This window comes from Paraburkholderia sp. GAS199 (genome assembly GCF_050436585.1).
In the GTDB taxonomy this organism is placed as follows: Bacteria; Pseudomonadota; Gammaproteobacteria; order Burkholderiales; family Burkholderiaceae; genus Paraburkholderia.
The window spans coordinates 99315-112578 of the sequence record NZ_JBNDMM010000004.1 but is presented as its reverse complement, the minus strand read 5'-3'; the positions used below and the strand labels follow the sequence as shown (position 1 = coordinate 112578).

General features: G+C 63.2%; 10 protein-coding genes. 4 read left to right on the top strand and 6 right to left on the bottom strand.

Annotated features, from left to right (window positions below):
* Nucleotides 1-144: 144 nt before the first annotated feature.
* Nucleotides 145-1110 carry a PRC-barrel domain-containing protein gene (locus P3T18_RS17455; protein ID WP_429301217.1) on the top strand — a complete coding sequence of 322 codons (966 nt, stop codon included), beginning with the start codon at nt 145-147 and terminating at the stop codon, nt 1108-1110.
* Nucleotides 1107-2354, top strand: coding sequence for an MFS transporter (locus P3T18_RS17450; protein ID WP_429301216.1), 1248 nt, complete (start codon nt 1107-1109; stop codon nt 2352-2354). Before P3T18_RS17455 ends, P3T18_RS17450 begins: the two co-directional genes overlap by 4 nt.
* 410 nt (nt 2355-2764) lie before the next feature.
* On the opposite strand, the gene P3T18_RS17445 is transcribed toward P3T18_RS17450, so the two are convergent.
* The 3 genes from P3T18_RS17445 to P3T18_RS17435 all read right to left on the bottom strand — a co-directional run bounded on the left by P3T18_RS17445 (nt 2765) and on the right by P3T18_RS17435 (nt 6868).
* The gene (locus P3T18_RS17445) at nt 2765-3388 is read right to left on the bottom strand and encodes a hypothetical protein (protein WP_429301215.1); all 624 of its coding nucleotides are present in this window, start codon (nt 3386-3388) and stop codon (nt 2765-2767) included.
* 820 nt (nt 3389-4208) lie between these two features.
* Nucleotides 4209-5585, bottom strand: a complete 1377-nt coding sequence (locus P3T18_RS17440; RefSeq protein WP_429301214.1) for an MFS transporter — start codon at nt 5583-5585, stop codon at nt 4209-4211.
* Between the two features lie 110 nt (nt 5586-5695).
* Nucleotides 5696-6868, bottom strand: coding sequence for a M20 aminoacylase family protein (locus tag P3T18_RS17435; protein ID WP_429301213.1), 1173 nt, complete (start codon nt 6866-6868; stop codon nt 5696-5698).
* A gap of 117 nt (nt 6869-6985) precedes the next feature.
* On the opposite strand from P3T18_RS17435, the gene P3T18_RS17430 reads away from it, so the two are divergent.
* Nucleotides 6986-7936: a LysR family transcriptional regulator gene (locus P3T18_RS17430; protein WP_429301212.1), complete on the top strand. Its 951-nt coding sequence runs from the start codon at nt 6986-6988 to the stop codon at nt 7934-7936.
* 21 nt (nt 7937-7957) lie between these two features.
* On the opposite strand, the gene P3T18_RS17425 is transcribed toward P3T18_RS17430, so the two are convergent.
* Nucleotides 7958-9385, bottom strand: a complete 1428-nt coding sequence (locus P3T18_RS17425; RefSeq protein ID WP_429301211.1) for an aldehyde dehydrogenase family protein — start codon at nt 9383-9385, stop codon at nt 7958-7960.
* Nucleotides 9386-9559: 174 nt separating this feature from the next.
* Here P3T18_RS17425 and P3T18_RS17420 point away from each other — a divergent pair, with 174 nt between their 5' ends.
* A complete protein-coding gene (locus P3T18_RS17420; RefSeq protein ID WP_429301210.1) occupies nt 9560-9931 on the top strand; it encodes a cupin domain-containing protein in 372 nt (123 codons plus the stop codon).
* 59 nt (nt 9932-9990) lie between these two features.
* Here the strand turns inward: P3T18_RS17420 and P3T18_RS17415 are convergent, their stop codons facing one another.
* Both P3T18_RS17415 and P3T18_RS17410 read right to left on the bottom strand, forming a co-directional pair.
* The gene (locus tag P3T18_RS17415; protein ID WP_429301209.1) at nt 9991-11382 is read right to left on the bottom strand and encodes an NAD(P)/FAD-dependent oxidoreductase; all 1392 of its coding nucleotides are present in this window, start codon (nt 11380-11382) and stop codon (nt 9991-9993) included.
* 102 nt (nt 11383-11484) lie between these two features.
* The gene (locus tag P3T18_RS17410) at nt 11485-13101 is read right to left on the bottom strand and encodes a purine-cytosine permease family protein (protein ID WP_429301208.1); all 1617 of its coding nucleotides are present in this window, start codon (nt 13099-13101) and stop codon (nt 11485-11487) included.
* Between the last annotated feature and the right edge of the window lie 163 nt (nt 13102-13264).

Genomic DNA, 13264 nt, shown 5'->3' with positions numbered 1-13264 from the left:
CACTCTGGCCCTCAGCCAGCGTAACGGGGCGGCTCGAATGCGATCGCAAGAACAGGGTTGGCGGCCTTGCCCGGCGGCATGTTTCGTTACGTAACTTAACTGCGACGGCACGCGAGCGTGCGCCGCGACATGGAGTGCTTTTTGATGAGTGGCGGTTTCTCGCTTCCTGCCTGGCGTCAGCCGGTTCTCGCATTCTTCGCGTTGATCGCGCTGTGCGCGCTGTCCGGATGCAGCTTGCTGTGGGGACCGCAACAGGCGCCGATCGTCGATGCCACGGTGATGCCCGTCGAACCGGCGAGCGCGCCCGTGGCGGCGTCCGAGCCGGAAGAGCCGCCCGAAACCGAAACGGCCGGTCCCGAACAGCCCAAGCGGCCGAAGAAGCCGGTCGTCAAACCGCACAAGGTCGAGCCCGCGCCGCCGGTCGTGGTGGCGCCGCCGCCTCCGCCGCCGCCCCCGCCGCTGATCGTGTTGCGCACGATCGAGCGCAACGAGGCGCGCGCGCTGCTCGATAGCCCGGTGCAGAAACCCGATGGCAAGGTCGTGGGCCGCGCCGTCGATATGGTCACCGATGCGAGCGGCAAACCGCGCGAAATGGTCGTCAATCTGCAGGGTTTCCTTGGCGTCGGCGACCGCAAAGTGAATTTCCCGTGGGGCATTTTCCGCTTCACGCCGACCGCGAAAACCGCGCCGATCACACTCACCACGCCGGGCGCGCCGGCGCCGGCCGCGAAGTCGAACGTGATCGAACTGCCCTTGCTCGACGCGACCGTCGAACGCTCCAATGGCGCCAAGGTCGGTCGCGTGATCGACGTGCTGATCGACGCGAACGCGCAGCCGCAAGCCGTGGTGCTCGACGTCAACGGCATGGTCAGCACCGAGCGGCGCACGATTGCCGCGAACTGGTCGGCGTTGCATTTCGTCACGAAAGACAAGGAACTGCATCCGCTGATCGACCTGACCGACGCGCAGATCAATGCCACGCCGCCCTACGCGAGCGACAAGCCGATCCGTGCCGTCTCGCCCGCGCCACCCGCTGCGCCGGCCGCCACGTCGGCGCCGGCTGCGGCCACGCCCGCCGCCGCGGGCTCCAACGCACGGGCGGCCCGATGACAGGCCGCACGATGGTTACCGCGCGCAGCTTGCGCGCGCTCGACTGGATGAATTTTTTCGTCGCCAACGTGCAGACGGGATTCGGGCCGTTCATCGCGTCTTATCTGGCCTCGCACAAGTGGACGCAGGGCGAGATCGGCATGGCGCTTTCCGTCGGCACCATCAGCGCGATGGTGAGCCAGGTGCCGGGCGGCGCCGCCGTCGACGCCTTGCGCAACAAGAAAGGCGCGGCCGCCTGGGCGATCTTCGCGATCATCCTGAGCGCCGTGTTGCTGGCCGTGAGTCCGACCGTGCTGCCGGTGATCGCGGCCGAGGTCTTCCACGGTTTCGCGAGCTGCATGCTGACCCCGGCGCTGGCCGCCATTTCGTTCGCACTCGTCGGGCGTGCCAATCTTGGCGACCGGCTCGGGCGCAACGCGCGATGGGCGTCGATCGGCAGCGCGGTGGCGGCCGGCTTGATGGGCGTCTTCGGCGAATACTACTCACCGCGCGCCGTGTTCTGGCTGACCGCGGCACTGGCCGTGCCGGCACTTTTCGCCCTGGCAATGATCCAGCGCACCGACACGATCGAGTTGCCCAAAACCGGCCCGACGCCTGCGCAGATCGAGCGGCGCGAGAGCCTGCGCGAACTGCTGCGCGACAAGCGCATGCTGCTGTTCGCGGCGTGCATCGTGCTGTTCCACCTGTCGAACGCCGCCATGTTGAATCTGGCCGCCGGCGAAGTGACTGCCGGCATGGGCGACAACGTGCAGCTCGTGATTGCCGCGTGCATCATCGTGCCGCAGGCAATCGTCGCGATGATGTCGCCATGGGTAGGCCGCTCCGCCGAGCGCTGGGGACGCCGCCCGATCCTGCTGCTGGGGTTCTCGGCCCTGCCGATCCGCGCCCTGCTGTTCGCGGGAATCAGCAGCCCGTACCTGCTGGTGCCGGTGCAGATGCTCGACGGCCTGAGCGCCGCCGTGTTCGGCGTGATGCTGCCGCTGATTGCCGCCGACGTGGCGGGCGGCAAGGGACGATACAACCTGTGTATCGGCCTGTTCGGCCTGGCGGCCGGCATTGGCGCGACCTTGAGCACGACTGCCGCGGGGTTCGTTGCCGATCACTTCGGCAATGCGGTGAGTTTCTTTGGGTTGGCTGCGGCGGGCGCGCTGGCCGTGCTGCTGGTGTGGGCGGCGATGCCGGAGACGCGAGAGCCAGTGGAGGGGGACGCGGTGGCGAAGGGGGGAGAGTCGGCGATGCCTTGAGGCGGTTGCCTGTGGTGTTTGTTTGCCTGCGGCGTGCGTTTTGTTGTTTGCCTTGCTTGTGGTGGCGGTTTCTTATTTTCTTATTGGTCTATTAGTGTTGCCCCTGTGCGGGGCGGCACTTACTTTCTTTGCTGCGGCAAAGAAAGGTAAGCAAAGAAAGCCGCTCACACCGCTAATGCTATTCGTTATCGGTGGCGCTTCTCTGCGGCGGTGGCCCCGGAGCGTCCGGCGCGTCGCGCACTCCGCGTGAGTGACAAGGCCGTCATCAGTTCCGGCGACGCTTCGCGCGCCGAGCGGTATGCTGGGGAAACCGGAGGTTTCTGTTGAGCGTTTCGCCGGGCGAAGCCGATGGCTTCGCTAACTAAAATGAAGTGTGGTTAGGTGAAGTAGCGCTCCGGCGCGTGCAGCGTCTACCTCTCCCCTTCGATGATGGTCTTGCAGATTTTTATGGCGCTCGCCATTACATCGACGGCGTCTGCGGTTCGGCGGGAGATACTTGTTACGACCTTGGCTCGGACGTCGTCTGGGGACAATGTCCAGAGTTCGGCGTTAAAGCCGGATAGATTCTGGACAATGGTGTCGATGAGGGCTGACGCCCTGGCAACGTTCATTGCGCAGTCACCAGTAAGCGGTGCCAATGCGATCAGTTCGTCGAGCGGAACCTTGAACACGGCGTTGCGGGCGTAGCTGTTACAGCGATCAAACCATCGCATCCGTGAACCCGATTCCACGTTGCACGTGTCGTGTTCGTTCAGCGTGAGCGCCAGTGTGGTCATGGCCTCCTGCGCAGCGAGCAGACGCGGGTGAAGTATCGCTGCAGTGAGTTTTGCCTGATCGTCCGCGATCCTGTTCGCGCTGACCTGTTGGCCCAAGCCGAAGAACAATGCAATGACTGCTGCAGAGAATGTTCCAATCCCCGACAGAACATTCCAGAAGTGATCCGTCGTGCCTTCAGCCAGCCGCACAACCAGAACAAGCATAAACGCGCCCATCACGCCAACCAGAATTCTTAGCGCAAATTCCTGTTTCTCCATGGGAAATATCCGAAGTTTTGGCGCCGAAATCCTAGCACCGCGCCTCCACCTCCTATCTCGAAAAGCGGACGGCTGCTGCATTTCGTTAGTCTTTCTTAGCAACCGTCAATTTCTGACGTCTACAGCTACGTGCCGTCACACTTCGAACCTTGTCCGAACCTTCTGTACGGCGGGCTTTTCGGTTACGGACGGCGTAGCGGCATCTCTCGCCATGGAAAACATCGACCGCAAAGCGCGCTGACGGCGTATCCGTAAGCAAGGTGATTCAGCCGGGCGGGATCTACTCGCTGCGCGCGCCGCTCAGCGGCAAAGAAAGTCGCTTAAGCCGCTAACCCCAAGCGGCCACCTCTTATAACGACACCGAGTTCCGACCAGTGGGCTGGCCGTTGATCGCAATTGCCAGTGATACAGCAGTCATCCGTTCCGAGGACGCTACGCGCCGGAACGGTACCTCACCAAACCACCCACTTCGTTTTTCGTTAGCGGGGCCATCGCCTTCGTCTTGGCGAAAAGCACAGGAGAAACCTCCGGTTTCCCCAGCATACCGCTCGGCGCGCGAAGCGCCGCCGGAACTGATGACGGCCTTGTCACTCACGCGGAGTGCGCGACGCGCCGGACGCTCCGGGGCCACCGCCGCAAAGAAGCGCCACCGATAACGAATAGCATTAGCGGTGTGAGCGGCTTTCTTTGCTTACCTTTCTTTGCCGCAGCAAAGAAAGTAAGTGCCGCCCCGCACAGGGGCAACACCAATAAACCACTAACACAAAGAAAGAACGCCACGCGAAGGCAAACAAAAAAAACAACCCCACCGCATACCTACTCAATCAATAGCCCTCCCAGCCGTCTCCCCCATAAACGGCAACGCCAAAACCGACACCACGCCACACCCGATCAGATACCAAGCCGGCGCAAGATTACTCCCCGACACCTGTATGAGCCAGGTAGCAAAAAACTGCGCAAACCCACCGAAAATCGACACGCCCAGGCAATACACAACCGACATCCCCGTCGCGCGAATCTCTCGCGGAAACATCTCAGGCAACATCACGATGTTCGGCACCGCCGTGAAGGCGACGAACACCGCGAGCACGGCCACCACGCTCAATAGAACGGGGACGGTCGGCGCGGCATTGATGATCGCGAAGGCGGGATAAACGGCCACGATCAACATCACGCGCGAGATGAACAACACGCGCTTGCGCCCGACGCGATCGGACAATGCGCCGGCGAACGGCGAGCAGATCACCGTGACGACTGCCGCCGTCCACGCGGCCCACAAGGCCGACGACATCGGCAAATGCAGAATGCGGATGGCGTACGTCGACAGATAGAACAGCACGATATAGTTTGCCGCGGTGCCGCCGATGGTGGTCAGCACGCCCGTCGCAATCACGCGCGAGTGTTCGCGGAACAGCTTGCGCACGGGCTGCGAAGCCGGCTTGACGGCGCCAGCCGATTGACCCGCGCCCTCCTCCACACCGGGCAGCGTTTCGTCCAGATGTCGCCGGATGTAGATGCCGATCGGCCCCATCGCCATGCCGATCACGAACGGCACGCGCCATCCCCAACTCTCCAGCTCGGCCGTCGACAACGCGGCCGCCAGCGCGACACCGAGCAGCGACCCGCATACGGTATTCAAGCCCTGGCTCACGAACTGCCAGCTGCCGTAGAAGCCGCGCGTTTTGTCGCTGCCGTATTCCATCAGCAACGAAGTGGAAGCGCCGATCTCGCCGCCCAACGCAAAGCCCTGAATCAGCCGCGCGAGAATCACCAGCAAAGGCGCGGCGAGGCCGATTGCCGCGTAGGTGGGCGCGAAGGCGATGATCGCCGAGCCGAGCGTCATCAGCCAGAGCGTGAGGCTCATGGCCGCCTTGCGGCCGGCGCGGTCGGCATAGGCACCGAGCACGATCCCGCCCACCGGACGCATGATGAAGCCGACGCCGAACGTACCCGCCGCCAGCATCAGTTGCGCGAGTTGTCCTTCCACGGGGAAGTACAGCTTGCCGATGATCGTCGCGAAGAAACTGTAGATCGTGAAATCGAAAAACTCGAGTCCGTTGCCGAGCGTGATCGCGGCGATCGCCTTCGCATGACTCACGCGAGTCGCGCGTTCAGCCGGTTGCAACGATTGTGACGCTACGCCGTTGCGCTGCAAGGCGTCGGCGTCTGCGGATTGCGGTGTGGCGGAAAAGTCCATCTGCGTCTCCTGGTGCACTTCCAGCACTGACGTGACTATGTGGCGACGACGTAAACAAAGCACGACGCAAGTCGCGCCCGGCATCGTCGCGGAACATCGAACGGCACACCTCAGACGAGGAACGTCTGCGCGAGCCGCACCCAATAGGCCGCGCCGGTGGCGAGGCAGTCGTCGTTGAAGTCGTAGCCGGGGTTGTGCACCATGCAGCCGCCCTCGCCGTCGCCATTGCCGATGATGAGATAGCTGCCCGGACACCGTTCGAGCAGGAAGGCGAAATCTTCGCTGCCGGTCAGCGGCTGCATGTTGGGAATCAGACCGTCTTCGCCGAGCCAGTCGAGCGCGACGTCGCGAGCGAGCCGGGTCATGTCCGCGTCGTTCATGAGCACGGGATAACGGCGCTGATAGTCGACCTGCGCGCTCGCACCGAACACGGCGGCCTGCCCCTGCGCCACCGCCGTAATGCGCTCCTGCAGATGGTCGCGCACCTCGGGCTTCAGCGCACGCACGGAGAGGCGCATTTCGGCGGTTTCCGGAATCACGTTCGGTGCTTCACCCGCATGAATCGCGCCGACGGTGATGATCGCCATGTCGAGCGGCGCGACGTTGCGCGAAACGATGGTCTGCAAGGCCAGCACGATCTGCGCGCACACCACGACGGGATCGACCGCTTTGTGCGGCACCGCGCCGTGGCCGCCGCGCCCGGTCACCGTGATGATGACCGTATCCGACGACGCCATGAACGAGCCCGGCAGAAAACCGAACTTACCGGTGGGAAAGCCCGGCATGTTGTGCATCGCGAAAACGGCGTCACACGGAAAACGTTCGAAAAGTCCTTCTTCGAGCATCCGGCGCGCGCCGGCCTGGCCTTCCTCGGCGGGCTGAAAAATCACGTTCAGCGTGCCGTCGAAAGACTTCTCGCGGGCGAGATGTTTTGCGGCGGCGAGCAGCATGGCCGTATGGCCGTCGTGACCGCACGCGTGCATCTTGCCGGGAACCGTGCTCGCATACGGCAAGCCGGTGGTTTCCTGAATCGGCAGCGCATCCATGTCGGCGCGCAGACCGAGCTTGCGCGTGCCGTCGCCCAGTTTCAACTGACCGACCACGCCGGTTTGCGCGAGTCCGCGATGCACGGTGTAGCCCCACTCCTGCAGACGTTCCGCGACCAGATCGGCGGTGGCGAATTCCTCGTAGGCCAGTTCCGGCTGCGCGTGAATGCGGCGGCGCAGCGCGATCATTTCGTCTTCGAGTTCGGCGATTCCCGCCGGGATGACCATGGTGTTCACGTCTCGTCTCCGTATTTGAAAGCGTGAACCCAGCATAGCGACGACGAAATTCCACGGGCAGGCGTAGAATCGTTGCGGCGGCAACCAGTGGTTGCCACTTTTCTGCGTACTTTATCGATGAAACTCCATCAGCTCAGCACCTTAGCGGCCATCGCGGATACCGGCAGTATCCGGGCTGCGGCGCGCTCGCTCGGGTTGTCGCCGGCCGCCGTCACCAAGGCCATGCGGGAACTGGAAGCCGATCTGCACGCGCCGCTGGTGGTGCGCGGCGCGAGCGGCGTCGCGTTTACCGAGTTCGGCCGCGCGCTGGTCGTGCATGCGCGACTGGTGCTCGGGCAGTTGCAACGCGCGGAAGCGGAGATCGAAGCGATGCGCGGCGCGGCGGCCGGCAAGTTGTCGATCGGCGTCACGCCCTGGGTCGCGCTGACGTTTCTGCCGCCGACCGTGCAGCGATTCCGGCAACGCATGCCGGAAGTGCAACTGGAATTTTTCGAGGGTTTGCTGGCGGTGGTGCAACCGCGTCTGCGCGACGGTAGTCTGGATTTTTCGATCGGCCGTCCGCCGCCTGCTTCGCCGCAGTCGGAGTTTCATAACGTGCCGCTGTTTTCGACGCACTCGGCGGTGGTCGCGCGGCGCGATCATCCGAAAGCCGGTTGCCGCACGCTGCTCGAACTGGAAGACGCCGAATGGGTGTTGAACTGGGACCCGGCCAGCCGCGAGTCCATCTCGGACAATCTGTTTCGCAAGCGCGGCATGCGCGTGCCGCACACCATCCATCTGGCGCACTCGCTTGCCGTCGTGCTTGGCCTGCTCGCGCAAACGGACATGCTGAGCATCTTCCCGTGGCCGCTGGTGGAAGTGAGCATCGCCAAAGAAAACCTGTGGGCCTTGCCCTTGCGCGAAACGGTGGACGAGACCATCGTGAGCATCACCTCACGCCGTGGCGCGCCGACGAGTCCGGCGGCCACGTGTTTTCTCGATTGTCTGCGCGAAGTGATCGACGAAGGCGCACGCTCGGCCGATCCCGAGCAGCGCCGCCTGTTTCATTCGATCGAACTGCTGCTGTAGCCTCGGCAACGCGCGCCGGTCTCAGCCCTCGTAGCCGACCACGCCCTTGATCTCCAGGAAGTCTTCGAGACCGAACTCGCCGTACTCGCGGCCATTGCCCGACTGCTTGAAACCGCCGAACGGCGCTTCCGGATTGTAGTCCGCATAATTCAGATAGATCGTGCCGGTGCGCAGCCGTCTGGCCACCGCGCGCGCGCGTTCGAGCGAAGCGGACTGCACGTAGCCGGCGAGGCCGTAGAGGCTGTCGTTGGCCATGGCGATGGCCTCGTCTTCGGAGTCGTAGCCGAGAATGGACAGCACCGGGCCGAAGATTTCTTCGCGCGCGATCGTCATGTCCGGCGTGACGTGACCGAACACCGTGGGACGCACGAAGTAGCCGTCGCTCAAGCCTTCCGGACGACCCAAACCGCCCGCCACGAGCGTTGCGCCCTCCTCCACGCCCACGCCGATCAGCCGCTGGATCTTGTCGAACTGCTGCTCGCTGATCACCGGACCGAGATCGACACCGTCGGCATCGGCCGCGCCGACCACGAGCGATTGCGCGGCGTCCTTCGCATACTTCAGCGCTTCGTCCATGCGCGCACGCGGCACGAACATGCGCGTGGGCGCGTCGCAGGATTGCCCGCTGTTGTCGAAACAGGCGCGCGTGCCGCGCCTCACCGCTTCTTCGAGATTCGCGTCCTCGAGAATCAGGTTGGCCGACTTGCCGCCGAGTTCCTGATGCACACGCTTGACCGTATCCGCCGACGCTTTCGCGACCTGCACGCCCGCACGCGTCGAGCCCGTGAACGACATCATGTCGATATCCGGATGACGCGACATGGCCTCGCCGACCACCGTGCCTTCACCGTTCACGAGATTGAACACGCCTGCCGGCACGCCGGCCTCGGCGAGCACTTCGGCGAACACGATGCCCGAGAGCGGCGCCAGTTCCGACGGCTTGAGCACCATCGTGCAACCCGCCGCCAGCGCCGGGATCACCTTGGTGGCGATCTGCAGCGCGGGCCAGTTCCACGGCGTAATGAGGCCGCACGCGCCGACCGCTTCCTTGCGGATCAGGATGCCGCTTTTCACGTATTCGAACTCGAAGGTGTCGAGCGTGCGGATCATGGTTTCAAGATGCGCGACGCCGGTCCACGCCTGTGCGTCGTTGGCGTATTGGCGCGGCGCGCCCATTTCGCGGCTGATCGCGTGAACCATGTCGTCGTAGCGTTTGCGATAGACGTCGAGGATGGCTTGCAGCAGATCGGTACGCTGCGCGATCGTGGTCTCGCTGTACGCGGTAAAAGCGCGCTTCGCGGCCGCCACGGCGCGATCGACATCGGCCGCGCTGCCCAGCGAAATCTGCGTGAATGCTTTCGCGGTGGACGGATCGATCACGTCGAGCTTGCGCGATTCGAGCGGCTCGACCCATTGTCCGTCGATATAAAACTGCGTGGCGTGTTGCATGGATTGTCCTTTACATGAATGGTGGGATCAGACTCGCGGCGGCACTGGACGCCTTACATCTACGCCGCTCAATCTGAATGTCTTCAAATCGAAATTCATCGCTACGCGGCTTTGGCTCAGACTCCGGTTTCACGTCGATACGAACATCGGCCTCGATCAACTCAGGAGATAAACATGAGCAACATCACTTTCACCCGCATCGACGCTAAAGGTCCCGGCGCTTCCGGCCTGAACCCGGCCCTGCACGATCCCGCCGACGTCATCCTCGAAGGCGCCAAGGCCCCGCACGCGCTGAACGCTTTCTCGGACGCGACCAACATGCTCTCCGCCGGTGTCTGGCAATGCGACGCCGGCACGCTGAAGCTGGCCGACCTGCCGATTCACGAAGTGTGCGTGCTGATCGAAGGCGAAGTCGTGATTACCAGCGACGACGGCCGCAGCGAACGCTATGCACCCGGCGACGCCTTCATCCTGCACAAGGGCTTCTCGGGCACGTGGCACATGCCGGTGGCCACCAAGAAATACAGCATCGTGTACTGCGGATAAAACGCACTACCTGCTTCTGGTTCAGGAAAAACCGCACCCGATAAGGTGCGGTTTTTTTATTACATCGGAAAACCAAGCGCCTTGATCGAATTGATCCACAGACGCCGCCAGCCGCCGCGATCGTCGGCGCCGTCGAACGCGTTGAAGGTGATCTTCGCGGCGATCCAGCGCACCGGCTCCGGCGGAATATACGACGGTCCCTTGCGCGAGATATCCAGCGAGGTGATGACCGTGTCGCGATTCCACAGCATGTCGAGACCCATCTTCGCACCGAAGCGGCTGCCTGCCACGCCGAAGCCCGTATAACCCGCCACGAATACGCTCTTGCCGCCGTGATAGCGGCGCGCGAACACGGCACCGCGCGAACAGTAGTCGATCGGGCCGCCCCAGGCATGCGTGAAACGCACGTCGTCGAGTTGCGGGAAGGTGCGATAGAACGCCTCGGCGAGCTTGTAATACGTGCTCTCGTCGCGATCCGCCGCGGGATTCGGATTGCCGCCGAAGTGATAGCTCACGCGGCCGCCGAAGATGATGCGGTTGTCTTTCGTGAGGCGGAAATAATTCAGCTGCGTGCGCGTGTCGTAAATGCCCTGACGGTTCTGCCAGCCGATCCGCGCCATCTGCTCCTCGCTCAAGGGCGCGGTTGCGATGATGTGATCGCGCACCTGCATCACGCGCCGCTTGATATCGGTCACGCCGACATCGGCGGTGCCGGTGCCGAGCAGCACGCGCGGCGTTTCGATTCGGCCCGCCTGCGTGTGCACGATCATCGTGGCGCCACGGTCTTCGAGACGCGTGATCGGCGAGTGTTCGTGCAGGCGCACACCGAGTTTCAGTGCGGCGGCCTTGAGCCCCCACGCGAGCTTGGCGGGATGAATCGTGCCGCTACGGTTACGCGACCACATGGCGCCCGCGAACAGCGGCGAATCGAGTTGTTCGCGCGCGGCCTGGCTGTCGAGCAGCACGACGTCGTGACCGTGCGACACGTGCAGTTCGTAATCGCCCTTCAGGTGATCGAGATGACCCGGATCGACCGCGACCGTCATTTCGCCGTTCCACTCGACATCGGCCTCGATGTCGTAGCGCGTGAGCGATTCCTTGAAGCCGTCGAGGTTTTCCTGACCGAGCTTTTCCAGCACGTCGAGATCCTGCGGAAACACGCGGGTCGCGTTCGGCAAACCGTGCATGACCGACGTGGAAATGATGCCGCCGGGCCGGCCCGACGCGCCGTACGCGACCTTGCCCGCTTCCACCAGCACCACGTCGAGCGACGGGTCCGCTTCCTTGGCCTGGATCGCGGCCCACAAACCGGTGAAGCCGCCGCCCACCACGACCAGATCCGCCGAGGTCGGCCCGATCAGTTCCCGTTCGACAGCCGGTGCGCGCGGATTGTCCAGCCAGAACGGAAACAGCTTTACACCTTCAAACGCGCGCTTTACTGACTCGCTCATCTTGATTGCCTGATTGACTTGAATACCATTGCTCTCTTACTGCGCCTTCGCGTGTCCGTCGATTCTGCACGACCGCCAGAATCGACGGAATACTTCCACGCTTTAACCGGCGTCCTGCGCATCCAGCGCTTCTTCCCGCTCCCGCTGTGCGGCAGGTTGCGAATTCACCTGACGGGCCGCGGTTTTCGCCGCCACGCGCGCCTCTTTCAGCTTAGCCGCCGGAACGACGGGTTGCACGACCACATTGCGTTGCGAACCGCCGCGCAGCCAGCGCCGTCCGAGCGGACCGTACACGCCGTCCGGTTCCGGGAAACATTGCAGCAACGCGATATACAGCGCACCGGCGAGAATCAGCGAAACCGGCATGCTGATGTCCAGACCGCCTGCGAGCTGGCCGAGCGGACCGACGAACTGATCCGGCAGATTGACGAAGCACAGGCTGATCGCCGCGCTCGGAATCCACGCACCCATCGCGCGCCAGTTCCAGCCGTGCGAGAACCAGTAGTGGCCGCCGCGTCCGCCGCGATTGAACACCTGCAGATCGTCGGAGAGATAGTAGCCGCGGCGCGTCACGAAGCCGATGATCATGATGACCATCCACGGGCAACTGCACACGTTGATCAGCACCGAGAACGTCGACACGCTTTCGACCAGATTGAACGCGAAACGGCCGAGAAAGATGAAGCCGATGGCGAGGCTGCCGATCAGCAGCGTGGCGCGCACCCGGTTCAAAAACTTCGGGAACATGCTCGACATGTCGAGCCCCGTGCCGTACAGCGCCGTGGTGCCCGTCGACATGCCGCCGATGATCGCGATCAGGCACACCGGCAGGAAGAACCAGTTCGGCGAAATCGCCAGCAAGCCACCCACGTAATTGTTAGACGCGATGAAATCCGGCGCCTTGCCCGCGATGATCGTTGCGGTGGCGAGACCGAAGAAAAACGGCACGAAGGTTGCCAGTTGCGCGAGCATCACGGCGAGGATGGTGCGCTTTCTCGGCGTGTTCTCCGGAATATAGCGAGCCCAGTCGCCGAGCGTGCAGGCAAACGAAACGGGATTGCTCATGGCGACCAGCACCGCGCTCACGAAGGCCGGCCAGAATCCGACCGAACCGAGCGCGACCTTGCCGGCGTAGGCGCTGTCGAACGATTTCGTAAAGGCGAACAGGCCGACTACGAACAGCAGGCTCGCCGCCCACACCGCGATCTTGTTGACCCACAGCATGAAGCGAAACCCGTACACGCAAACCGTGAGCACCAGCACGGCGAACAGGCCGTAGGCGAAGCTCAGCGTCATCCAGTTGACGGGCAAACCGAGCAGATGATTCGCGCCGCCCACCAGCGCGTCGCCGGAACTCCACACGGCCAGCGAGAAAAAGGCCACGGCCGTCAGCACGGCGAGAAAGGACCCGACGATCCGGCCATGAATGCCGAAATGCGCGCCGGAGGAAACCGGGTCGCTGGTGCCGTTACGCGGTCCGAACAGACTCATGGGCGCGAGAATGCACGAGCCGATCAGCACGCCGAGTACGATCGACCACACGCCCGCCTTGAAAGACAAACCAAGCAGCACGGGAAAGCTGCCCAGCACCGAGGTCGAAAAAGTATTGCAACCGCCGAACAGCAGGCGGAACAGATCGATGGGGCGCGCGTAGCGCGATCGATCGGGAATGCGCTCGAAACCGAATGTTTCGACTTGAGTGATGCTATCGCTGCTCATTGTCTCCAACTCCTGTACGGCCAGGTCAATCACCATGGCTCGCCGCGGGGCTGCGGCGTCCACTTTTCTCTGATGTCTGGTCGCCACTGTAAAGACAATCGGGGCGCGCAAAAATATCGGCAGCCCAACCTTCACTTCGATTTCCGGCGATGTAACCTGAAAC